Genomic DNA, 25,348 nt, shown 5'->3' with positions numbered 1-25,348 from the left:
GCTCCCACAGGGATTTACGCTGATCACAAATGATGTGTTCACCACCCACTGTGGGAGCGAGCTTGCTCGCGATTGGGCCAGTACTGACGCCAGGGATTCAAAGTCCCTCCAGCTCCGCCATCAGGTCATTCAAGCGATCCACTTTCTCCTCGGTGAGCTCGCTGGCCGTCAACCCGTCGATGTACCGGGCCAGTTCTTCCACCGTGCTGCATTCGAACATCGCCCGCAGCGGCACATCCCGTTGCAGGGATTTCTGCACCCGCGAGGCGATTTGCGTGGCCAGCAGCGAATGCCCGCCCAACTCGAAGAAATTGTCGCGAACGCCCACTCTCTCGACCTTCAGTACCTCGGCCCAAATGTCTGCCAGGGTCTGCTCCAGCTCATTGCGCGGCGTCTGGTAATCCTGGCTTTGCAATTGACCGATCTCCAACGTCGGCAGTGCCTTGCGGTCCAGTTTACCGTTGGCGTTGAGCGGCAGCTTGTCCAGCCATAACCAGTGCAGCGGCACCATGTATTCCGGCAGTTCGGCGCGCAGGCGTTGCTTGATGCACTCCAGGCGTTCAGCCGGATCGAGCGCAACATCCGCCGCGACCAGATAGCCCACCAGGTGCTTGCCGTTCGCCCCGTCCTGCACACCCACCGCCGCATCGCGGACTTGCGGTAGTTCGTGCAGGCGAGCTTCGATTTCACCGAGCTCGATGCGGTAACCGCGGATCTTCACCTGATGGTCGACCCGGCCGACATATTCCAGAACGCCGTCACTGCGACGGCGGGCCAGGTCGCCGGTGCGATACAGGCGCTCACCCGGTGCGCCAAACGGGTTCGGCACAAACACCGGTGCCGTGCGCAGCGGATCGCTGACATAGCCGCGACCGACCCCGGTCCCCGCCACGCACAGTTCACCCACCGCGCCCAGCGGCACCAGTTCCAGCGCTCCGTCGAGCAGGTACAATTTGTTGTTGTCAGTCGGCGTACCAATCGGCAGGTAGCTGCCGCGAGTCGAAGCCATATCGACGCGGAAGAACGCCACGTCATCCGAGCACTCCGCCGGGCCATAGGCATTCACCAGGCCGATCTGCGGATAGCGCAGCAACCATTGATGCGCCAGTTCCGGCGGCATCGCCTCCCCCGTCGGCAACATCCAGCGCAGGCCATCGAGGCTCATGCGTTCCTGGGCGAGCATGCCCTGGATCAGCGAAGGCACGCTTTCCAGCACGGTGATGCCCTGGCTTTGCACATGGGCCAGCAAACCCTGGGGATCGTGGGCAATGGTGTTCGGCACGATGTCCACCCGGGCGCCGAATAACGGCGCGGCGAGGAACTGCCACACGGAAATGTCGAAGCTTTGCGAAGCGGTTTGGGCGATCACGTCGGCGTCGCTCAGGTTCAGGTACGGCACCTTGCTCAATTGGTTGTTGAGCATGCCGCGTTGTTCGACCATCACGCCTTTGGGCAAACCGGTGGAACCAGAGGTGTAGATCACATAGGCGAGGTTGTCCGGACCACTGTAGACACCAGGATTGTCCGCCGACAGCGCAAGGGCCTGGACTTCTTCCCAGACCAGCAGCCGTGGCCGGCTGGAGCAGCCGAACTCCTCGAGCAAGGCTTGCGCCTGCTCACGACAGGCTTGCGTGCACACCAGCAATGGCGTGCGGCTCAGATCGATGATCCGGCTCAGACGCTGACTCGGCAAACCCGGATCCAGCGGCAGGTAACCCGCCCCTGCCTTGAAGCTGCCGATGATCATGCCCAGCAAGTCGAGGCTGCGTTCTGCCAGCAAGGCCACCGGTTGATCGCGCCCGACACCGGCGGCGATCAATGCATGACCGAGGCGGTTGCTGCGCTGGTTCAGCTCCAGATAACTGTATTGCCGGTCCAGACAACTGGCGGCAATTCGCAGTGGATGCCGGGCGACCTGCGTTTCGAACAATGAAACGTAGCTCTGCTCCAGCGGGTAATCGTGTTCGCTCTGGTTGCAGCCATGGATGAGGAAGTCCTGCTCCTCAGTCCCCAGCAACGGCAGGTCGGCCATGTCGCCATGGAAACCTTCCACCAATGCCAGCAGCAGACGCTTGAACTCAGCGAGCATGCGCTCGACCGTGGCCTCATCGAAGTAGCGTTGGTCGTAGGACAGGTGCAAGCCCAGGTCATCGCCCGGATAGCACACGGCCGTGAGCGGGAAGTTGGTATGGGTTCGGCCCGAGTCCGAGGTCGCGTTGAGGCTCTGCGCACGGTCGAGCACCGAGACTTCCACCGGGGCGTTTTCGAACACGAACAGGCTGTCGAACAGCGGCTGGCCTTTGGGCAGTTCGCTTTGCTCCTGGATGTTCACCAGTGGCAGGTATTCGTATTCACGCAGTTGCATATTGTTGTCGAGCAGACCGGTGAGCCACTGGCGCACGCTGCATCGCTGGCCGTCCTCAGGCATTTTCACCCGCAGCGCGATGCTGTTGATGAACAGGCCGACGGTGCGCTGCATCTGCGGCATGTCCACCGGACGCCCGGCCACGGTGACGCCGAACAGCACGTCGCGATCACCGCTCAAGCGCCGCAGCACCAGCGCCCACGCTGCCTGGGCAAAGGTGTTGATGGTCAACTGATGGGCCTGGGCCAGTTCGCGCAATTGCGCACCGTCACGGGCATCGAGCCTTGTATAGCGGTCGCCGACGATCATGCCGCCGCTGTCGCCGGCATGTTCACGCAGCAATGGCCGGTCGCTCGGGATCGGCGTGGTCCGTTCGAACCCCTGCAGGTTGGTTTTCCACCACTGCCGTGCTTCGGCCAGGCTCTGATGCTGCAGCCAACCGATGTAGTCGCGATAACGTGGTGGTACCTCCAGCTGCGCTTCCCGGCCTTCGCCGAGGGCGCTGTAGATCTCGAAGAAATCATTCATCAGCAGCGAACGGCACCAGGCATCGATGAGGATGTGGTGGTTGCTCATCATGAACCAGTAGCGCGCCGCGCCCACACGGATCAAACGCAAGTGGAACGGCGCCTGGTTGAGCAGATCGAACCCGGCCTCGCGTTCGGTCTTGAGCAAGATTTGCAGCTTCGGCTCTTGCTCGACTTCGGCGAGATTGCTCCAGTCGAGGTATTCGATCGGCGTGCTGCCCGGTTTGTGGATCACTTGCAGCATGTCTTCGCCGACGTTCCAGCAAAACGACGCGCGCAACGCTTCGTGGCGGGCGATCACCGCTTGCCAGGCCTTTGCGAAACGCTGCGGGTCGAGTTCGCTGTTGATGCGGTAGCGGTCCTGCATGTAGTACAGGCCGGTGCCCGGCTCCAGCAAGGTGTGCAGCAGCATGCCTTCCTGCATCGGGGTCAACGGGTAGACGTCTTCGATGACGGCGGCCGGGACCGGCAGCGCATCCAGTTGAGTCTGGCTGAGATTCGCCAGCGGGAAGTCCGACGGCGTCAGGCCACCCGCGTCGTCGCGCAGGCAATGCTCAATCAGGCTGTTCAACTCACCGAGGTAGGCATCGGCCAACTCGTCGATGGTTTGCCCATCGAAGCGTTCGGCGCTGAAAGTCCAGCGCAGTACCAGTTCACCGCCATACACCTGACCGTCGACGCTCAGCTCGTTGGGCAACGGGGCATTGGCATCGTGGGCCGCACCAATGGCTTCATCCAGTGGATGGAACAGCGCGTCCGCCCCGAAGCTCTGGTCGAACTGGCCGAGGTAGTTGAAGGTAATCGGCGCCACCGGCAACTGCGCCATGCGGTGGCGGCTCAGGTCATCGGCCAGGTAACGCAGCACGCCATAGCCCAGGCCTTTGTGCGGCACGGCACGCAATTGCTCCTTGATCGCCTTGATCGACACGCCCTGCCCGGCGGCTTCTTCGATGTTCAGCGGCGTCAGGCGCAGTGGGTAGGCGCTGGTGAACCAGCCGACGGTGCGGGTCAGGTCGATCTCGTCGAACAGCGCTTCGCGGCCGTGGCCTTCCAGTTGAATCAGCGCCGATGGCTGACCGCTCCAGCGGCACAGCACGCGGGCCAATGCGGTCAGCAGCAAGTCGTTGACCTGGGTGCGATAGGCACTCGGTGCCTGTTGCAGCAACTGCCGGGTACGCTCGCTGTCGAGGCGCACGCTGACGGTTTGCGCATGACGATTCTGCCGCCCGCCAGCGGGGTGATCACAGGGTAAATCGGCAGTGGGCCCGGCCAGGTGCGCCTGCCACCAGCCCAGTTCTTCGCGCAGGGACTCACTGCCGGCGTAGGCTTGCAGCCGTGCGGCCCAGTCCTTGAAGGCGCTGGTTTTCGCCGGCAGTTTCACCGACTGCTGCGCGTCCAGTTGGCGGTACACGGTTTGCAGGTCGTCCAGCAATACGCGCCATGAAACACCGTCGACGACCAAGTGGTGAATCGCGATGAACAGCCGTTGCTGGCCCTCGGGACCATCGACCAGCAACACGCGTATTAGCGGTCCCTCTTCGAGGTCGAGGCTGCGCTGGGCATCGGCGAACAAGGCCACGCATTTGTCCATCGACGAAACGCGCACCTGCCACAGCACCGGCGCCTCGGAAATCGGCTGATGCTGTGCTTGCCAATGACCGGCGACCTTGCTGAAGCGCAGACGCAAGGCGTCGTGCTGTTCGATTACCGCCAGCAGCGCTTGCTCCAGTCGATGGGGCTCCAGAGGTGCGGTCGGTTGCAGCAACAATGCCTGGTTCCAGTGCTGGCGCTGCGGGATGTCGGTGTCGAAGAACCAGTGCTGGATCGGCGTCAGTCCCGACTCGCCCATGATCAGGCCTTGTTCGGCGCTGACCTGCTCGGTGCGGCTGGCCACGGCGGCGAGGGTCTGCACGGTCTGGTGCTGGAACAGGTCGCGAGGGCTGAAGTGAATGCCCTGCTGCCGTGCCCTGCTGACCACCTGGATCGACAGGATCGAGTCACCGCCCAACTCGAAGAAGTTGTCGTTGAGGCCGACCTGTCCGACGTTCAGCACTTCGCACCAGATCTGCGCGAGGCTCACTTCAAGCTCGTTGCTCGGCGCTACGTAGTGATGGCGATTCAGCTCCGGGTCCGGCGCCGGGAGAGCGCGGCGGTCGAGTTTGCCATTGGCGGTCAGCGGCATGCTGCCCAGCAGGATCAGGTGCGTGGGCACCATGTAGTCTGGCAGTTGCGATTTCAGATGCGCCTTGAGGGCCTCGCGCAAGACCGATTGCTGTGCTTCGTTCTGTTCGGCAACGTCAGTCACCAGATAGCCGACCAGTTGCTTGCCACTCGGTGCATCGAGCGCCAGCACAACGGCTTCACGAATCGATTCGTGCTCCAGCAGACGGGTTTCGATCTCGCCCAGTTCGATGCGGAAACCACGAATCTTCACTTGATGGTCGATGCGTCCGAGGTATTCCACCAGGCCGTCGGCGCGCTGGCGCACCAGGTCGCCGGTGCGGTAGATACGTCCGCCGTTGGCGGCAAACGGATCGGCCACAAAGCGCTCCGCGGTCATGCCCGAACGCTGGTGATAACCCTGGGCCAGACCCGCGCCACCGACGTACAACTCGCCCGTCACGCCTTGCGGCACCAACGCCAGGTCGGCGTCGAGAATGTAGGCCACGCGGTCGCCGATGATGCTGCCGATCGGCACGCTGCCGGCGCCCTCTTCCAGCACTTCAGGGGCGAGACTGGCCAGCGGCATGACCACGGTTTCGGTCGGGCCGTAGGCGTTGAAGAACAGACTCGGCTTGAAGGCTGCGCGAATGCGCGCCAGGTGTTCACCGGTCAGCGCTTCGCCGCCGGTGATGATCATGCGCACCGCCAGGGTTTCATTTTGCGTTGCCAGCCATTGCGCCAACTGGCTGCCATAGCTCGGCGTGAATCCGAGGACGTTGATCTGATGACGACGGATCAGGCCACAGATTTCTTCCGCGTCCCACTGCCCTTGAGCCCGCAGCACCACTTGCGCACCGCTGAGCAGCGGCACCAGCAAACGCTCGGTCGCGGCGTCGAAGTTGATCGAATAGAAGTGCAGTTCGCAATCGTCAGGGCGCATGGTGAAACGCTCGATCACCGCGCGGCAGTGCATGGCGATTTCGCCGTGGGATACCACCACGCCTTTCGGTTTGCCGGTCGAACCCGAGGTGTAAATCAGGTAGGCCTGATGCTGCGGCAGGCTGATCAACGGCAATTCGGTGGCCGGGTAATTGGCCAGTGCAGCGGCGTCTTCTTCAAGACACCAGCGGCCAACGGTCGCCGGCAACTCGCCCAGGGCCTTGAACATCGCCGCGTCGCTGAGCAGCAAACCGATGCCGCTGTCATTAATCATGTAATGCAAGCGGTCCAGCGGGTATTCCGGATCCAGCGGCACATAGGCGCCGCCAGCCTTGAGGATCGCCAGCAGGCCGACGACCATCTCCAGCGAGCGCTCCAGTGCCAGCCCCACACGAACCTGCGGTCCGACACCACGCTCGCGCAGCATCCAGGCCAGGCGATTGGCCCGGCCGTCGAGTTCGGCATAGCTCAGGGTTTTCCCGGCGAAGGTCAGGGCCGGAGCGTCCTGGCGCATCAAGGCTTGCTCGGCGAACAGGTGATGGGTGCACTGGTCCAGCCGATGCTCGCCCGGCTCGACGCCGAGGCTGTCGAGCAGATGTTGTTGTTCGCCACACGCCAGCAGCGGCAGTTCGCTCAAGCGCTGCTGCGGATCGGCAATCAGCGCCTCCAGCAGGTTGCGCCAATGCCCGGCCATGCGCGCAATGCGCGGCTCGTCGAACAGATCGGTGCTGTAGGTCAGGCAGCAACCCAGGCGATGGTCCAGGTCGGTGACTTCCAGGTTGAGGTCGAACTTGGTCGCGCGGGCATCGTTGGCCAGGTACTCGACCGTCATGCCGGCCAGGGTGCGGCTTTGCTGGAACTCCCAGCGCTGCACGTTGCACATCACCTGGAACAATGGGTTGTAGGCCGCGCTGCGGGGTGGTTGCAAGGCTTCCACCAGATGATCGAACGGCAGGTCCTGATGGGACTGGCCTTCGATCACCGTGTGACGCACCTGCTCGAACAACTCACCGACGGACATCTGCCCGTCGAGCTGGCAGCGCAGCACCTGTGTGTTGAGGAACGCGCCGATCAGCCCTTCGCTTTCCGGGCGAATGCGGTTGGCCACCGGCGCGCCGATGCGCAGATCGGTCTGGCCGCTGTAGCGGTACAGCAGCGTAGCCAGGGCGGCGGTCATGGTCATGAACAGGGTCAGGCCGTGTCGCGCATTGAAGGCGCGGACCCGTGCCGCGAGGTCGTCGCTCAGGTCAAAGCGATACAACTCACCCTGATGGCTTTGCACCGGCGGACGCGGACGGTCGGCCGGCAACTCCAGCAGCGGGTGTTCGCGGCCCAGTTGCGTTGTCCAGTAATCGAGCTGGCGCTGACGCTCGCCGGACTCCAGCCACTGACGCTGCCACACGCTGTAATCCAGGTACTGCACCGGCAACGGCGCCAGCGGTGATTCACGGTCATCGACGAACGCTTCGTACAGCGCGCTGAGCTCCCGGGCAAAAATGTCCATCGCCCAGCCTTCGGTGACGATGTGGTGCAGGGTCAGAACGAAGTAGTGTTCCTGTTCGGCGGTCTTGACCAGGCAGGCGCGCAGCAAGGGTCCGGTCTCCAGATCGAACGGCTGGTGCGCTTCGTCGTCGGCCAGTTGCTGGACCTGCCACTCGCGGACCTCGGCATCCAGCGCGGTGAAATCCTTCCACGCCATGCGCACGCCGGTCTGCGCGTGTACTTGCTGGCGGGCGACGCCGTCGATGCTCGGGAACGTGGTGCGCAGGGTTTCGTGACGCAGGATCAGGGCTTGCAGCGCGGCCTCGAAGCGCGCCACGTCGAGCACGCCACGCAGCCGCGCCATGCCGCCGACGTTGTAGGCCGGGCTGTCGGGCTCCATCTGCCAGAGGAACCACATGCGCTGCTGGGAATAGGACAGCGGCACCGCCTGCCCGCGGTCGATTTTTTCAATCGGCGGCTGTTTGTTGGTGCTGCCACTGGCCTGGATCAGGCGAACCTGTTCGGCAAACGCACCGAGTTCGCTGTGCTCGAACAGCACCCGCAGCGGCAACTCGACGTCGCAGGCCTGGCGGGTGCGGGAGATGATTTGTGTGGCCAGCAGCGAGTGACCGCCGAGGGCAAAAAAATCATCGCGCAAACCGACTTGCGTCAAACCCAGCACTTCGCGCCAGATGCCGGCGATGCGTTGTTCCAGTTCTGTCACAGGCTCGACGTGCTCGCGAACCTGCCACTGCGGTTCCGGCAACGCGCGGCGGTCGAGCTTGCCGCTCGGGCCGAGGGGCATTTGGTCCAGGCGCATCAGTTGCGCCGGCACCATGTATTCCGGCAGTTCGGCGGCCAATGCGCTTTTCAGGCGCGCGGTTTGCTCGACCTCGTCCCCGGCATTGTCCGCAGCGGTGTAGTAACCGATCAACTGCGCCCCGGCCATGGTGTCGCGCACCAGCACCACGGCTTGCGCAACGCCGTCCTGGGCCAGCAGCCGTGCCTGGATTTCCTCCGGCTCGACCCGGAACCCGCGCAACTTGACCTGTTGATCGAGACGGCCGAGGTATTCGATCACGCCATCCGCCGTCCAGCGCGCCCGGTCGCCGGTGCGATACAGGCGTGCGCCCGGCTCGCCCAACGGATCGACCACGAATCGTTCGGCGGTCAACGCCGGGCGACCGAGGTAACCACGGGCCAAGCCAACGCCGCTGATGCACAACTCACCCGGCACACCGACCGGAACGGGATGCAGGTCGCTGTCGAGCACGCGGCAGATCACATTGCCCAGCGGTCGGCCAATCGGCGAGCGTTCGCCATCGGCGCTGGAGCATTGCCAGTGGGTGACGTTGATCGCGGTTTCGGTCGGTCCGTAGCGATTGTGCAGTTGCACCGCCGGCAGTTGCACCAGCACCCGGTTGCGCAGCTCCGCGGGCAAGGCCTCGCCCCCGGAGAACAGCCGGCGCAGGCTGGTGCATTCAGCACTGAGCGGTTCGTCGATGAACAGCGAAAGCAGCGGCGGCACGAAGTGCAACGTGGTCACGCCGTACGCTTGCACCAGCTGCGCGATGCGATGTGGATCGCGGTGTTCGCCGGGACCGGCGATCAACAGACGTGCGCCTGTGATCAGCGGCCAGAAGCACTCCCACACCGACACGTCGAAACTGATCGGCGCCTTTTGCATCAGCACGTCGGTTTCGTTCAGGCGATAAGTGTCCTGCATCCATTGCAGGCGCTCGGCCAGCGCCGCGTGGGTGTTACCGACGCCTTTGGGCTGGCCGGTGGAACCGGAGGTATAAATCACATAGGCAAGATTGTCGCCGTGCAGATGCAGCCCCGGCGCATGGCTTGGCCAACTGTCCAGGTGCAGGGTGTCCATGGCGATCACACTGACACCCTCGCTGGCCGGCAAGCGCTCGAGCAGTCGGGTATGCGTCAGCAGCAATTGAACACCGCTGTCGCTGAGCATGTAGGCCAGGCGTTCGGCGGGGTAATCCGGGTCCAGCGGCACGTAGGCGCCACCGGCCTTGATGATCGCCAGCAGGCCGATCAGCAGTTGCGGCGAACGCTCGCAGGCGATGGCCACGCAGACGTCCGGGCCGACGCCTTTGTCGCGCAGGTAATGGGCCAGACGGTTGGCCTGGGTGTGGAGTTCGGCGAAGTCCATCTGGCCGCCCTCCCAGATCAACGCCGGGCGCCCAGGTGTCAGCCGGGCTTGTTGGTTGAGCGATTCGGGCAGCCATTGACTGGCCGCTGCGCAGGGTGCGCTGGCCCAGTCCGATTGCTGATGCTGCTCGGCGGCCGTCAACAGCGGCAGGTCACCGATGGCGATGTCCGTTTGCTCGCAGACAGCCCCCAGCAGGTTGCTGAAATGGTCGGCCAGGCGCTCGATGGTCGCGGCGTCGAACAGTTCGTTGGCGTAGTCGAAGGACAAGGTCAGGCGACCGTTGCGGTCTTCTTCGCTGTGCAGCTGCACATCGAACTTGGCTTCGCGGCTATGCCACGGCAACTCTTCGGCCAACAGCCCCGGCAGGCGCTTCAAGGCGCCAAGGTCGCGTTGCTGATGGTTGAACATGACCTGGAACAGGCCCTGTTCACGGGCCTGCGGGAAGGCTTCGAGCAGTTGCTCGAACGGCAGGTCCTGATGCGCTTGCGCACCCAACGCCGCCTGACGGGTCTGCGCCAGCAACTCAACGAATGGCAGACTTGAGTCCACTTCGGCACGCAGCACCTGGGTATTGATGAAGAAGCCGATCAGACCCTGGGTTTCCAGGCGTGGACGGTTGGCATTGGGCACGCCGATGCGGATATCTCGTTGGCCGCTGTAGCGGTGCAACAAGGTCTGGAACGCAGCCAGCAACAACATGAAGACGGTCGATTCATGGGCCTGGGCGGTCTGACGAATCGCATCGCTCAGGGGAGCGCCCAGACACACGGTGTGGCGAGCGGCGCTGTGCAGTTGTTGTGCTGAGCGTGGATGGTCGGTGGCCAGGCTCAGGGTTGGATGTTCATCACCCAAGCGGTCTTTCCAATAAGCCAGTTGCCGCTCGCCTTCCCCTTGCGCCAACCATTGCCGTTGCCAACTGCCGTAGTCGGCGTACTGCGTCGGCAATGGCGCCAGCACCGCTTGCAAGCCCTGGGAGGCGGACGCATACAGGCGCGAGAACTCGTCGATCAACACATTCAGCGACCAGCCGTCAGCGATGATGTGGTGCAGGGTCACCAACAACTGATGGTCTTCGTCGTCGAGGCGCACCAGCGTCACCCACATCAACGGGCCTTTCTCCAGATCGAACCGGGTCCGTGCTTCGTCCTCGCGGATCTGCTGCGCCCGGGCCTCACGCTCGGCGGCCGGCAGGTCGCTGATGTCGATCAGTTGCAGGTTGAACTCACCCGCCGGATCGACCTGTTGCAGCGCCACGCCATCACGCTCGAAGAATCGTGTGCGCAGGGATTCGTGGCGCTCGATCAACTGCTGGAAACTGGCGCGCAAGGCGTCCTCATCCAGCTCGCCACGCAAGCGCAAGCCGCCAGGAATGTTGTAGGCGCTGCTGTGTGGGTCGAGTTGCCAAGTGATCCACAGGCGGTTTTGTGCCAGGGATTGCGGCATCGGTTGCTGGCGCGACAGTGCCGTGATCGCGCCCTGGGCCAGACCACCGTCCTGTTGCAGACGGGTCACGACATCGGCGAATGCGCCGAGGGTCGGCGCTTCGAACAGCAGGCGCAGGCTCAACTCCAGACCCAACTCTTCCCGCAGACGCGCCACCACTTGCGTCGCTGCAATGGAGTTGCCGCCAAGCAGGAAGAAATGATCGTCGGCGCCCACCTGCGCCACTTGCAACTGCTCACACCAGATACGTGCGATCAAGCTTTGCAGCTCCGATCCCGACTCGCTATTGCCCGTGCTTTCGTTGCTGGCCGACGGGAACACCGCGTAGCTGTCGAGGCTGCCGTCCGCCAGGCGATTGCGACACGCCGAGCGCTGCAATTTACCGCTGGACGTTTTGGGCAGCGCACCCGGATTGAGCAGCACCACCACGCTCGGTGCCTCCTGATACGCCTCGGCGACGGTCTGGCGAATGGCGTTGATCAAGGATTCAGGCGGCAGGATTTTCTGCACGCTGCGGCTGATTTCAGCGGCGATGCCGATGCCTTCCTGACCGTCAACCGTGACGGTGAAGGCGGCGACGCGTCCTTTGCGCACCACTTCCACTTCACGCTCGACAGTCTGCTCGATGTCCTGCGGGTACAGGTTGTGCCCGCGCACGATCAGCATGTCCTTCAGGCGCCCGGTGATAAACAGTTCGCCGTTGCGCAGAAAACCCAGGTCACCGGTGCGCAGCCAGGTCTGCCCGGCGTGCTGGACGAAGGTCTTGGCGGACGCCTCGGGGTTGCGCCAGTAGCCTGAGGCGATGCTCGGCCCGCTGGCCCAGACTTCGCCGACGACGTTGTCGGCCTGTTCGCTGAGCGAGACAGGATCGAAGATCAACACCGCGTGCGCCGGCTGGCTGATACCGCAACTCATGATCGGGCTGCCCTCGCCCGCTTCGATGCGGTTCTGCGCCAGGGCCTGATCGTCTACCCGCAGGTTGCCGATGCCCTGGCCGCGCGCTGTGCCGGCCACGAACAAGGTGGCTTCGGCCAGACCGTAGGAGGCCATGAAACTGTCCGCGGTGAAGCCGCAGGTCGCGAACTTCCCGGCGAAGCGCTCCAGGGTGTCGAGGCGAATCGGTTCGGAACCGGAATACGCCACGCGCCAGCCACTCAGGTCGAGCCGTTCCAGGGCCGACTCGCTGACCCGCTCACTGCACAAGCGATAGGCAAAATCCGGCCCGCCGCTGATGGTGCCGCCGTATTCGCTGATCGCCTCCAGCCAGCGCAATGGCCGACCGAGAAAATACGCCGGGGACATCAACACGCAAGGCACGCCGCTGAAAATCGGCTGCAGCAAGCCGCCGATCAGGCCCATATCGTGATACAGCGGCAGCCAGCTGACGATGACGTCGTCGGGGTTCAGGTCAATGCCGAAACCGTGGCGAATCAGCAATTCGTTGGCCACCAGATTGCCGTGGCTGACTTGCACGCCTTTGGGCAGCGCGGTGGAGCCAGAGGTGTATTGCAGGAAGGCGATGTGATCGTCCTGCAAGTCCACCGCGACCCAGCGCTCGGCCAGTGCACCGTCGAGGGTATCGACACACAACAGCGGCGGCGCGCCGTCGATCTGCTGCAACCCATCGCGCAGCCCGGCGCTGGTCAACAGCAAGCGAGGCTGGGCGTCGCTGATGATCGACAACAGGCGCTCCTGGTGATGACGGCGTGTCGACTCCGGCGGGTAGGCTGGTACCGCGATCACCCCGGCGTACAGGCAACCGAAGAACGCCGCAACGTAATCCGGGCCACTGGGGAACAGCAACACCGCGCGGTCGCCAACATCCGTCCGGGCCTGCAACGCGCCGGCAATCGTCCGTGCCCGCAGATCCAGTTCGCGATAGCTGAGCACCACAGCCTGGTCCGGGGTCTCGGCGAGAAAGCGCAGGGCCACCCGATCCGGCGTCAGCGCCGCGCGGCGCTGAAGGGCTTGGACCATTGTGCTGGGGAGTTCGAACGCGTCGGTCATGAGGTTTCCTGCCTGAATTCGGCTTGGTAGGAGCGAGCCTGCTCGCGAAAATCCGAAGAACGCCGCGGGGTGTCAGGCGCCCATCGTTGACGACCATCGCGAGCGAGCTCGCTCCTACAGGGTGATGAGGGTTGCGCTGTGCAATTCACCAATGAGAACGGATGACGTCTGGAAATAATTAGTCGCCAGGCTGGAACGCAAAGCGGACTGAAGTGAGTCAGCGTGTCGCAGTTCTCACTCTTTACCTTTGTAACGCATTAGTTCTTTTTCTCATTTGACAATCATTATCATTAAGCCTAATTTGTCGCTCGATGTGTAGGACGGCCCCCCCGGCTCATTCGCCGTCCCACTAACCTTTTGGCAGCAAGGTGATTTCCATGATGGAACCAGTATCCACAAGCAGGTGCGATACACCGCTACTTCAGGCATTCGTCGACAATCGATTGATTCTGGTGAAGATCGCAGCCCGAATTACCGGTTGCCGCTCACGTGCCGAAGATGTTGTGCAGGATGCATTCTTCCGGCTGCAATCGGCCCCGCCCATCACCAGTTCGATCAAGGCTCAGCTCAGCTACCTGTTCCAGATCGTGCGCAACCTGGCGATCGACCACTACCGCAAACAGGCGCTGGAGCAGAAGTATTCCGGCCCTGAAGAGGAAGGGCTGAATGTGGTGATCCAGGGTGCGTCACCGGAAACGTCGCACATCAATTTCTCGACGCTGGAGCACATCGCCGATGCGTTGACCGAGTTGCCGAGCCGCACCCGCTACGCCTTCGAGATGTACCGCCTGCACGGCGTACCGCAAAAAGATATTGCCAAGGAACTTGGCGTCTCGCCGACCCTGGTGAACTTCATGATCCGTGATGCGCTGGTGCACTGCCGCAAGGTGTCGGGCCAGCGTGGCGATATGGCTGCTCGCCACTAAGTTCTGAAATCTGCATCGCGCCCATCGCGAGCAAGCTCGCTCCCACAGGTTCAGCGCACACAGGAAAATGTAGGAGCGAGCCTGCTCGCGATGGGGCACTCAAGAGCGCCGAAGATATTTAGCCTCAAGCCTCAGGCCAGTGCGCACCGATCAAAAAACCGCTCCCGCCCCAACACCATCAGGGCCGCGCGCTTGTGCGGAAAGTCGAACTCTTTCTCGCAGTGAAAGCGCTGCTCTTGTATGTATCCGATCATCTTCGCGTTATCGGCACGCGGCTCGGCAACCACGCGCTGCGTGCGCGGGTCATCGAGAAACAGATAATGCACCAGCGCCGATAACCAACTCGCCACCTTGTGCGGACCGCGGTGATTTTCTTCGCCCACCAGCATGTGGATGCCACGGTCGTAATCGCCGGCCTCGTAGAACGGCGCGATGCGATCTTCCCTGGCCCAGTAGGCCTCGAAATAAGCGAAGGGCTGATCGTCGAAACAACCGATCAGCGTCAGCGTGTGCGGGTCGGCTTCGAGTTTGCTCAGGTATTGGCGATGCTGTTCGAGGCTGCCCTCCTCCTGCCAGAAACTCGCGACACGCGGGCTGTTCTGCCAACGATTGAAGCGCACCAGGTCTTGCTCGATGTCCAGCGTGCGCAGGGAAACCCGAGCACCCAGCCGTGCATCGAAGCGTTGATACACTTCACCACGGGGTTTGACCGGCCGCCGTGGATGACGCTTGCCGTCGGTGATGAGCATTTGCTGCGGGTAGCTGCCGGTCAGGGAATGCCCCAGCCAAGGCTGCGGCAACTGCCAGAACAAGGTTCGCTCGCAGTGATACTGGCCGTTGACGGGAGTCGGAATCAGCAGACCGCTGAACACGGCTTCGTCCGGCACCTCCTGCAGTTGCCAGACCAGGCGCTGACAGTCGGGGTTGCGAGCGAACAGCCAGTAACAGGCCGCCCACAATGCCTGTCCTTCAGGGCGACTGAAACGCTCCTCCAGTTGCACGTGCAACTCGGGGCCACGATTCAGCCGCAGGGCAGGCAACGGTTGCCCTTCCAGACTGAGGCTCAGGCGGCAATCGGTTTCATCAGCGGCAAGACGACTGCCTGTCGGCAGACACAGGGCAGTCAGGTCATTGAGATTGGGCATGGGTCGGGCTCACGATAGTCGTCGACAGTTCAACGAAGTGACGTGAGCCAGGGCGGGAAATTTAGCCAAAGACCGTCAATTGGCAACTTGTGGCGCCGCTGCGTTGCGCCGGACCGGCACCAGGGCAATCTTGTACGGATCGAAAATCCTCAGCATCTGGCCATTGTCCCGCAAACCTTGCAGCACCTTGGCGAATGCCTCGCCGCTGATGGGAGCCGTCGGACGCAGGATGGCGTAATGGTGATAGACCTGATCGATGCGTTGGGACGCCAGCAACTCGCCGGCGACTTTTTCATTGCGCAGGAAGTAGTCGCTCAGGTACGAACGCGTGACCAGGGCGATGTCGGCCCGGCCGCGCAATACCATCAGCAGATTGCTGTCATGGGAATAGGTCAGCGTGGCGTTGTAGTTTTTCGCGAGGTACAGGGGGTCGGCATTGAAATTGGCGAACTCGTAGTGATAGCCGCTGAACAGCGCCAGGCGCTTGCCGTTCAGGTCGGCGAAATAGCTTTGCTGTCGATCGGGCAGGCGTTGCGCGACAAAAATTTCGGCGTCCTCCAGCCCCATGTCGACGGCTGTGTGGGGGATCTCTTCCCAACCCCAGGCGGGATTTTCGAAGATGGCCATGTCGACCCGGCCCTGCTTGAAATCACCGAAGCGCCGGGGAATGGAAGTGGGCACCAGGACAAACTGGTAGTCAGTTTGCGATGCGTTCAGGGCCTCGACCAGTTGCGGCAGCAACCCGGTATCGGCCCCGGATTCCGGGCGCACGGTGTAGGGCGGAAAGTGCGCGGCACCGATGCGCACCAGTTGCGCAGCCTGGGACGGCATCATCGTTGACGCCGCAAGCATCGTCAGCAAAAGCCGCGAGGCTGACCGAATTGGCGAACCCATCAAAACGTCCCCACTCCCCTAATAAAACGGTACCAATGCATTCAAGCTAGGCGGTTTTGTCCAGTTAGCCAGTTTAATGCTGGCCAACACAAGCTTATTGCCGGTCTTCCAGCACCAGAATCAACGCCTCATCGGCCAACTGATCGAGACTCATGCTGCCATCGGCGCGAAACCAGGTGGTGGTCCAGGACAATGCGCCAGTCAGGAAGCGTCGGGTGATGAACACATCGCCGCGGATAAACCCGGCGGTCTTGGCTTCGCCCAGTACTTGCAGCCAGATGTCTTCGTAGATGTCCCGCAGCGCCAGGACCTTGGCCTGGCCCTCTTCGGACAGCGAGCGCCATTCGTAGACCAGCACGGCCATGGCCTCGCCGCTACCGCCCATGATCGACTGCAATTCACACCGGATCAGCGCCAGAACCTGCTCACGCACATTGCCGGCCTCGGCGATGGCCGCACGCATCAACGCAGTGTTGTAGCGTATGGTTTCTTCCATCACGGCGCGCAGGATTTCGTCCTTGCTCTTGAAGTGATGGAAAATGCTCCCGGACTGAATGCCCACGGCGCCGGCCAGGTCGCGCACGGTCGTGCGCTCATAGCCTTTATTGCGGAACAGGTGGGCCGCCACTTGCAGCAATTTGCCACGGGCGCTGTCCGGGTCGGTCAATTGGCCGTCGTCCACCAATTGGCGCATCACCCTCAGGGCTTTTTGCTCGTCCACCCGTTCTCTCCTACAGTCGTTCAATCAATAACGCCGATCCCCCCGAAAACAACGGGGTTGCGCGGGCAATTTAAGCGCATGGATGCAACCAAGCAAGCGCTTGGGCAGAAGATAATCAAGTCATTTACAAACCAAGCGCTTGCTTGGTAATGTCGACACACTTCGGTTGGAGGTGGCTATGGAATGGACTGCGCCTGAAACAATTCGCATCGGTTGTGCCAGCGCCTTCTGGGGCGATACCTCGACCGCTGCCGCGCAACTGGTGGAACACGGGCATCTGGACTATCTGGTCTTCGATTACCTGGCCGAAATCACCCTGTCGATCATGGCCGGCGCGCGGATGAAAGATCCCCAGGCCGGCTATGCGGGCGACTTCATCGAAGTGCTCGCGCCCTTGCTGGGGCAACTCGCGCAGCAAAACATCCGGGTCATCAGTAATGCCGGCGGGGTCAACCCCCAAGCCTGCGCCGCCGCCCTGCAAGCGGCCTGCGACAAGGCTGGGGTAGCGCTGAAGATCGCCGTACTGCTGGGTGATGACCTGCAGCCGCAATTCAAAAAGCCGGGCAACCTGGGCATTCATGAAATGTTCAGCGGCGCGCCCCTGCCATCGATGTGCGTCTCGACCAACGCCTACCTCGGCGCACCCGGCATTGTCGAAGCCCTGCGCCTGGGGGCGGACATCGTGATCACCGGGCGGGTGGTCGACAGTGCGGTGGTCAGCGCCGCGCTGGTGCATGAGTTCGGTTGGTCGTGGCACGACTATGACAAGCTCGCCCAGGCGGCATTGGCCGGGCACATCATCGAATGCGGCGCCCAGTGCACGGGCGGCAACTTCACCGACTGGCGCGACGTGCCCGACTACGAACACATCGGTTTTCCCATCGTCGAAGTCAGCGCCGACAGCCAGTTCATCGTCAGCAAACCCGAAGGTACGGGCGGGCTGGTCACGCCGCTGACGGTGGGCGAACAGATGCTGTACGAAATCGGTGACCCGCGCGCGTATCTGCTGCCCGACGTGGTGTGCGATTTCACTCAGGTCAAACTGCTGCAACAAGGCAAGAACGCGGTGCAGGTGCACGGCGCCAAAGGCTTGCCGCCGACGGCTCAATACAAAGTCAGCGCCACATACCCCGATGGTTTTCGCTGCACCGCCAGTTGCCTGATCGCCGGCATCGATGCCGTCGCCAAGGCGCGGCGTGTCGGCGATGCGATCATCAACAAGACCTCGGAAATGTTCCGCCAGCGCGGCTGGGCACCGTACAGCGACGTGAGTATCGAGTTGCTGGGCAGCGAGGCCACCTACGGCCCCCATGGCCAGCGTCAGGACAGCCGCGAAGTGGTGATCAAACTCGCGGTGCGCCATCCGGACAAGCAGGCTTTGATCGTGTTCTCCCGGGAAATCGCCCAGGCCGCCACCGGCATGGCGCCGGGGCTGACCGGCATTGTCGGTGGCCGGCCGACGGTGTATCCGCTGATCCGGCTGTTCTCGTTCCTGATCGACAAAACCGCCTGCACGCTGGACATTGATTTCATGGGCCAGCGCCACCCGTGTGCCCTGCCCGCCCTCGATGTGCTCGACCCGCTGGACCTGCCAGCCCCGCTCGCCCCGCCGAAACCGCTTGGCCTGGCCGACGCCAGCGTGGCCCTGGTCAAACTGGCGGTCGCCCGCTCGGGCGACAAGGGCAACCACAGCAACATCGGCGTCATGGCCCGCGAGCCGGAGTTCCTGCCATGGATCGCCGAAGCCCTGACCCCGGAAGTGATCGTCGACTGGATGGGCCACGTCCTCGATCCAATCCACGGACGGGTTGAGCGCTGGTACTTGCCCGCCAGCCACAGCCTGAATTTCCTGCTGGAAAACGCCCTCGGCGGCGGCGGTGTCGCCAGCCTGCGAATCGATCCGCAAGGCAAGGCCTTCGCCCAGCAGCTGCTGGAAATCCAGATCCCGGTGCCGCAGCGCATCGCCGACCAGTTCAACTAGAGGATTGCCGCCATGGCCTACGATTCGATTTTCAAAGCCGATTTGTTTGCTGGCCAAAACATCATCGTCACCGGTGGCGGCAGTGGCATCGGCCGCTGTACTGCCCACGAACTGGCGGCCCTCGGCGCCCATGTGCTGCTGGTCGGGCGCAATGCCGACAAGCTGAAAACCGTTGCGGCGGAGATCGCCGACGACGGCGGCAAGGCCGACTGGAGCACCTGTGATATCCGCGAGGAAGAAGCGGTGACGCATCTGGTCAGCGAGCTTATCCGCAAGCACGGTCCGATCCACGGCCTGGTCAACAATGCTGGCGGGCAATACCCCTCGCCCCTGGCCTCGATTAATCAGAAGGGTTTCGAAACCGTGATGCGTACCAATCTGGTGGGCGGCTTCCTGATGGCCCGGGAAGTGTTCAACCAGTCCATGAGCAAGCACGGCGGGGCCATCGTCAACATGCTCGCCGACATGTGGGGCGGCATGCCCGGCATGGGCCACTCCGGCGCGGCACGTTCGGGCATGGACAACCTGACCAAGACCGCCGCGTACGAATGGGGTCATGCCGGGGTGCGGGTCAATGCCGTGGCGCCGGGCTGGATTGCCTCCAGCGGCATGGACACCTACGAAGGCGCCTTCAAGGCCGTGATCCCGACCCTGCGCGAACACGTGCCGCTCAAGCGCATCGGCACCGAATCGGAAGTCAGCGCGGCGATAGTTTTCCTGCTCAGCCCGGCAGCGGCGTTTGTCAGCGGCAGCACCTTGCGCATCGACGGCGCCGCCAGCCTCGGCGGCCGCGCCTGGCCGATCCACAAGGCGACCAACAGCGAGTCGTACAACGGTTTCCACCGCGCGTACATACCAGACGTGTTGAAGGAAAAGGAATAACCCATGCCGGTGATTCAGTCGCAACTCGACCCCCACAGCGAGTCGTTCGCCCAGAACCGTGCGGCGATGCTGAGCGCCATCGAACAAGTTCGCGTGCTCGAACAGAACCTGCTGAACAAGGCCGCCGAAGCCAGGCCAAAGTTCGAAAAACGCGGCCAATTGTTGCCTCGCGAGCGCCTCAACCTGCTGCTGGACCCCGGCGCACCGTTTCTCGAACTGGCCAGCCTGGCCGGCTACAAGCTGCACGACGACAAGGATGGCAGCTCCGCCGGTGGCGGCTTGATCGCCGGTATCGGCTACGTGTCCGGCGTGCGCGTACTGGTGGTGGCGAACAACAGCGCGATCAGGGGCGGGACCATCTCCCCCAGCGGCTTGAAGAAATCCCTGCGCCTGCAACAGATCGCCATGGAAAACAAACTGCCAGTGATCACCCTCGCCGAAAGCGGCGGCGCCAACCTCAATTACGCGGCGGAAATTTTCGTCGAAGGCGCGCGCAGCTTTGCCAATCAGGCGCGGATGTCGGCCATGGGGTTGCCGCAGGTCACCGTGGTGCACGGCTCCGCCACGGCGGGTGGTGCCTATCAGCCGGGGCTGTCGGATTACGTGGTGGTGGTGCGTGGCAAGGCCAAGCTGTTTCTCGCCGGCCCGCCACTGCTCAAAGCCGCCACCGGCGAAGTCGCCACCGATGAAGAATTGGGCGGTGCCGAGATGCACGCACAAACCGCCGGCACCGCCGAATACCTGGCTGAAAACGACGCCGATGGCGTGCGACAGGTACGCGAGATTATCAGCCTGTTGCCGTGGAACGAACAGTTGCCTCCACTCCCCGAACGTCGCTGGGAGGAGCCGCTCTACCCCATCGACGAACTGCTGGGCCTGATCCCGGATGATCCGAAAAAACCCTACGACGCGCGCGAAATCATCGCCCGCCTCGCCGACGCTTCGAACTTTCTTGAATTCAAGGGCGAATTCGATCAGCAGACTCTGTGCGGTCATCTGAAAATTCAGGGCCGCGCCTGTGGCTTCATCGGCAACAACGGCCCGATCACGCCAAAAGGCGCGAGCAAGGCCGCACAGTTCATCCAGCTGTGCGACCAGAGCCAGACGCCGCTACTGTTTTTCCACAACACCACCGGGTTCATGGTCGGCACCGAATCGGAACAGCAAGGCGTGATCAAGCACGGCGCGAAGATGATTCAGGCGGTGGCCAACGCCCGGGTGCCGAAGCTGACCATCGTGGTTGGCGGCTCCTACGGCGCGGGCAACTATGCGATGTGCGGTCGCGGTCTTGACCCGCGTTTCATCTTCGCCTGGCCCAACAGCCGTACCGCCGTGATGGGCGGCGCGCAAGCGGGCAAGGTGCTGCGCATCGTCACCGAGGCCAAACAGGCCAAGGACGGCCTGGTGCCCGATCCGAAAATGCTCGACATGCTCGAACAGGTCACCGCGCAGAAACTCGACAGCCAGTCCACGGCGCTCTATGGCAGCGCCAACCTCTGGGACGATGGTTTGATCGACCCGCGCGATACCCGGACCTTGCTGGGTTACTTGCTGGATATCTGTCACGAGGCCGAGGTGCGGCCATTGCAAGCCAACAGTTTCGGTGTGGCGCGGTTCTAAGCCGACTATCAGGAGAACAATAAAAATGATCTTCACCCAGGAACACGAAGCACTGCGCCGCACCGTTCGCCAGTTCGTCGAGCACGAGATCAACCCGCATGTCGAGGAATGGGAAAAGGCCGGGCGCTTCCCCATCCACGATATCTTCCGCAAGGCCGGCGACCTCGGATTGCTGGGTATTTCGAAGCCGGAAAAATTCGGCGGCATGGGGCTCGACTACAGCTATTCGATCGTCGCCGCCGAAGAGTTCGGCACCATCCATTGCGGTGGCATTCCGATGTCCATCGGCGTGCAGACCGACATGTGCACGCCTGCGCTGGCCCGGTTCGGTTCCGATGAACTGCGCGAGGAATTCCTGCGCCCGGCCATCAGCGGTGAGCAGGTCGGCTGCATCGGCGTCTCCGAAGTCGGCGCCGGCTCTGACGTTGCCGGGCTTAAAACCACGGCGCGCAAGGACGGCGACGACTACGTGATCAACGGCAGCAAGATGTGGATCACCAACTCGCCGAGCGCCGACTTTATCTGCCTGCTGGCCAACACCTCGGACGACAAACCGCACATCAACAAGTCGCTGATCATGGTGCCGATGAACACACCGGGCATCAGCTTGAGCTCGCACCTGGACAAGCTCGGCATGCGCAGCTCGGAAACCGCCCAGGTGTTTTTCGACAACGTGCGTGTACCGCAGCGCAACCGCATTGGTCATGAAGGCGCGGGGTTCATGATGCAGATGCTGCAGTTCCAGGAGGAACGCCTGTTCGGCGCGGCCAACATGATCAAGGGCCTGGAGTACTGCGTCGACAGCACCATCGAATACTGCAAGGAGCGCAAAACCTTCGGCAACGCGCTGATCGACAATCAGGTGATCCACTTCCGCCTGGCGGAACTGCAAACCGAAATCGAATGCCTGCGGGCGCTGGTCTATCAGGCCACCGAGCAATACATCAAAGGCCAGGACGTCACGCGCCTGGCCTCCATGGCCAAGCTCAAGGCCGGGCGGCTGGGCCGCGAAGTCAGTGACAGTTGCCTGCAATACTGGGGCGGCATGGGCTTCATGTGGGACAACCCGGTAGCCCGGGCTTACCGCGATGTACGGCTGGTGTCGATCGGCGGCGGCGCCGACGAAATCATGCTGGGAATCATCTGCAAACTCATGGGCATTCTGCCGGGGAAAAAGAAATGAACAGCCTGCCGGTTTGCCAGACTTTGCTGCTGGAGCTGCACAACGGCGTGTTGCACATCACCCTCAACCGCCCCGAAAGCCGCAATGCGATGAGCTTGCAAATGGTCGCCGAGTTGCGCTCGGTGCTGGCCGCGGTACGCGATAAACCAGGGGTTCGCGCACTGGTGATCGGCGGCGTCGGCGGGCACTTCTGTGCCGGCGGTGACATCAAGGACATGGCCAACGCCCGCGCTCAAGGCCCAACTGCGCACCGGGATCTGAACCGGGTGTTCGGCGCGCTATTGCAAGAAGTGCAACACGCTCCGCAAGTGGTGATTACCGTGCTGCAGGGCGCGGTGCTCGGCGGCGGTCTCGGCCTGGCCTGCGTCAGCGATATCGCCCTGGCCGATCACCAGGCGCAATTCGGCCTGCCGGAAACCAGCCTCGGCCTGTTGCCGGCCCAGATCGTACCGTTCGTGGTGCAACGCATCGGCTTGACCCAGACCCGGCGCCTGGCCCTGACGGCGGCGCGTTTTGATGGCCACCAGGCACGGCGCATGGGCCTGGTGCATTTTGTCGAACATGATCCGCAGGCCCTGGCCGAGCGTCTCGATGAGGTGTTGGCCCATGTGTTGTGTTGCGCGCCGGGGGCGAATGCGGCGACCAAGAAACTCTTGCTCGCAAGTGCGGGTCAGCCCTCCGATGCCCTACTGGATCAGGCTGCCGAATGGTTCAGCGAAGCGGTGACCGGAGCCGAAGGCATCGAGGGAACGATGGCCTTCGTGCAAAAACGCAAACCGGGGTGGGCCTCCTGAAAAGCATCGCGAGCAAGCTCGCTCCCACCTTGGATTTATGTCGTTTATAAACCCTGTGGGAGCGAGCTTGCTCGCGATGAGGCCCGACCAGACACCGCTAAAAATCAGAGAGCCTACCCATGCCCGGACTCAAAAAAATCCTCATCGCCAACCGCGGTGAAATCGCCTGCCGCATCCAGCGCACGGCCCAGGCGCTGGGCTATCGCACGGTCGCCGTGTTCAGCGACGCTGACGCCGATGCACTGCACGTGCGGATAGCCGACGAGGCGGTCAACATCGGTCCGGCCCCGGTGCAACAGTCTTACCTGAACATCCAGGCCATCCTCGACGCAGCCCGGCGCACGGGCGCGGATGCGATCCATCCGGGCTACGGTTTCCTCTCGGAAAACGCCGGGTTTGCCCTCGCGTGCAGGGACGCTGGGATCACCTTCATCGGCCCCAGCCCCGAGGCCATTGAACTGATGGGCAGCAAGCGCCTGTCGAAAATCGCCATGATCGAAGCCGGTGTGCCGTGCATCAACGGCTATCAAGGCGCCGGGCAGGATGATGCCACCCTGGGCCGTGAAGCCGAGCGCATCGGCTATCCGTTGATGATCAAGGCCAGCGCCGGCGGCGGGGGACGCGGTATGCGCCTGGTGCACGACGCCAGCGACTTGCTGGAACAGATTCGCACCGCGCGCTCCGAAGCCCTGAACGCTTTTGGCAGCGGTGAACTGATCCTCGAACAGGCACTGGTCGAACCCCGTCACGTCGAGGTCCAGCTGTTCGGTGACCGGCATGGCAACCTGATTTACCTCGGCGAGCGTGATTGTTCAGTGCAACGCCGGCATCAGAAAGTCATCGAGGAAGCGCCCTGCCCGGTGATGACCGCCGAGCTGCGCCAGGCCATGGGCGAAGCGGCGCTCAAGGCCGGGCGAGCGGTAAAGTACGTCGGCGCGGGCACCGTGGAGTTTCTGCTGGATGCGCGCGGGCAGTTCTACTTCCTGGAGATGAACACCCGGCTGCAAGTGGAGCACCCGGTGACCGAACTGATCACCGGGCTGGATCTGGTGGCCTGGCAGTTGAGCATCGCCGAAGGGCAACCGCTGCCTTTGCGTCAGGAACAGGTGCAACTCACGGGCCACGCCATGGAAGTGCGCCTGTATGCCGAAGACCCGGCCCAGAGTTTCCTGCCGCAAACCGGGCGCGTCGTGGCCTGGGAACCGGCATTGCAGGACGGCGTGCGGATCGACCACGGCCTGATCGAAGGCCAGGTCATCAGCCCTTTCTACGACCCGATGCTCGGCAAGCTCATCGCTCACGGTGCCACCCGCGAAGAAGCCCGTCGCAAATTGTTGCGGGCGGTCCAAGACAGCGTGCTGCTGGGGCTGAAAAGCAATCAACGCCTGCTTGCCAGCCTGCTGGAACATCCGAAGTTCGCCAGCGGTGATTTCAGTACCGGGTTCATCGCGCAGCACTTCACCGATCACACCTGCCTGCATCCCGAAACCCCTGGCGCGCACCACTTGGCCATTGCCGCCGCCCTGTTCTATCAGGCTGCGGCGCAGGCTCACCTGTCCCCGCTTGGCGGTTGGCGCAACAACGCCAGCGTGCCGCTGCACTATCGCATCGGCCTTGAGGATCAGGACTGGCCGGTAGCGTTGCAGGCGATCCCGGGCGAGCCGTTACGCATTCAAGTCGCCGAGCGCAGCCTCGAACTGAAGATCATCCACAGCGACGGACGCTGGGCCACCCTGGAAATCGAAGGCGTTCGCCAACGCCACGCTTATCGCCTGGAGGCCGGGCGTCTCTGGCTGTTTACCCGACCGGGCAGTCTGCAGTTCGTGGATCGCACCCAGGCGCAGGTTACCGGCCAGGCCAGTGTCAGCTCCGGCACCCTCAAGGCACCGATGGACGGGGCGATTGTCGACGTCCTGGTCAACGAAGGCAGCCAGGTGACCAAGGGCCAACTGCTGGTGGTACTGGAGGCGATGAAAATGGAGCACCCATTGAAATCGGGAATCGACGGTGTTCTCAAGCGCTTGCAAGTCAAAGTCGGGGATCAGGTGAAAAACCGGCAGATTCTATTGGAGGTCGAATAAGGCGCTAGGCGGAACCGCCGGGTTT

At 62.8% G+C, this 25,348-nt stretch carries 11 protein-coding genes; 7 read left to right on the top strand and 4 right to left on the bottom strand.

Annotated elements, in window-relative coordinates:
• Nucleotides 1-97: 97 nt before the first annotated feature.
• A complete protein-coding gene (locus tag KW840_RS03820) occupies nt 98-13,096 on the bottom strand; it encodes a non-ribosomal peptide synthetase (protein WP_218494481.1) in 12,999 nt (4,332 codons plus the stop codon).
• Nucleotides 13,097-13,473: 377 nt separating this feature from the next.
• On the opposite strand from KW840_RS03820, the gene KW840_RS03815 reads away from it, so the two are divergent.
• A complete protein-coding gene (locus KW840_RS03815) occupies nt 13,474-14,022 on the top strand; it encodes an RNA polymerase factor sigma-70 (RefSeq protein ID WP_057713859.1) in 549 nt (182 codons plus the stop codon).
• A 131-nt stretch (nt 14,023-14,153) separates the two neighbouring features.
• Here KW840_RS03815 and KW840_RS03810 read toward each other — a convergent pair whose 3' ends face one another.
• From KW840_RS03810 to KW840_RS03800, 3 genes are all read right to left on the bottom strand, one after another.
• Complete coding sequence (locus tag KW840_RS03810) at nt 14,154-15,167, bottom strand: GNAT family N-acetyltransferase (RefSeq protein ID WP_218494480.1); 1,014 nt, start codon at nt 15,165-15,167, stop codon at nt 14,154-14,156.
• Nucleotides 15,168-15,242: 75 nt separating this feature from the next.
• Nucleotides 15,243-16,061 carry an ABC transporter substrate-binding protein gene (locus tag KW840_RS03805; protein ID WP_218494479.1) on the bottom strand — a complete coding sequence of 273 codons (819 nt, stop codon included), beginning with the start codon at nt 16,059-16,061 and terminating at the stop codon, nt 15,243-15,245.
• Between the two features lie 94 nt (nt 16,062-16,155).
• Nucleotides 16,156-16,782, bottom strand: coding sequence for a TetR/AcrR family transcriptional regulator (locus KW840_RS03800; RefSeq protein ID WP_218494478.1), 627 nt, complete (start codon nt 16,780-16,782; stop codon nt 16,156-16,158).
• Between the two features lie 178 nt (nt 16,783-16,960).
• Here KW840_RS03800 and KW840_RS03795 point away from each other — a divergent pair, with 178 nt between their 5' ends.
• The 6 genes from KW840_RS03795 to KW840_RS03770 all read left to right on the top strand — a co-directional run bounded on the left by KW840_RS03795 (nt 16,961) and on the right by KW840_RS03770 (nt 25,323).
• A complete protein-coding gene (locus KW840_RS03795; protein ID WP_218494477.1) occupies nt 16,961-18,763 on the top strand; it encodes an acyclic terpene utilization AtuA family protein in 1,803 nt (600 codons plus the stop codon).
• Between the two features lie 12 nt (nt 18,764-18,775).
• Complete coding sequence (locus KW840_RS03790; RefSeq protein WP_218494476.1) at nt 18,776-19,645, top strand: SDR family oxidoreductase; 870 nt, start codon at nt 18,776-18,778, stop codon at nt 19,643-19,645.
• Nucleotides 19,646-19,648: 3 nt separating this feature from the next.
• Entirely contained in the window at nt 19,649-21,265 is a 1,617-nt protein-coding gene (gene atuC, locus KW840_RS03785; RefSeq protein WP_057713853.1) for a geranyl-CoA carboxylase subunit beta, read from the top strand.
• 25 nt (nt 21,266-21,290) lie between these two features.
• Entirely contained in the window at nt 21,291-22,448 is a 1,158-nt protein-coding gene (gene atuD / locus KW840_RS03780; RefSeq protein ID WP_057713852.1) for a citronellyl-CoA dehydrogenase, read from the top strand.
• Entirely contained in the window at nt 22,445-23,242 is a 798-nt protein-coding gene (locus tag KW840_RS03775) for an enoyl-CoA hydratase/isomerase family protein (protein WP_218494475.1), read from the top strand. Before atuD ends, KW840_RS03775 begins: the two co-directional genes overlap by 4 nt.
• 119 nt (nt 23,243-23,361) lie before the next feature.
• Nucleotides 23,362-25,323 (top strand): acetyl/propionyl/methylcrotonyl-CoA carboxylase subunit alpha, encoded by a 1,962-nt coding sequence (locus KW840_RS03770; RefSeq protein ID WP_218494474.1) that lies wholly within the window; start codon nt 23,362-23,364, stop codon nt 25,321-25,323.
• Nucleotides 25,324-25,348: the final 25 nt, after the last annotated feature.

Origin of the sequence: Pseudomonas sp. PDM30 (assembly GCF_019218985.1) — a bacterium.
Lineage (GTDB): Bacteria > Pseudomonadota > Gammaproteobacteria > Pseudomonadales > Pseudomonadaceae > Aquipseudomonas > Aquipseudomonas jessenii.
The sequence above is the reverse complement of the archived record's forward strand: the minus strand, read 5'-3'. Positions and strand labels throughout refer to the sequence as shown.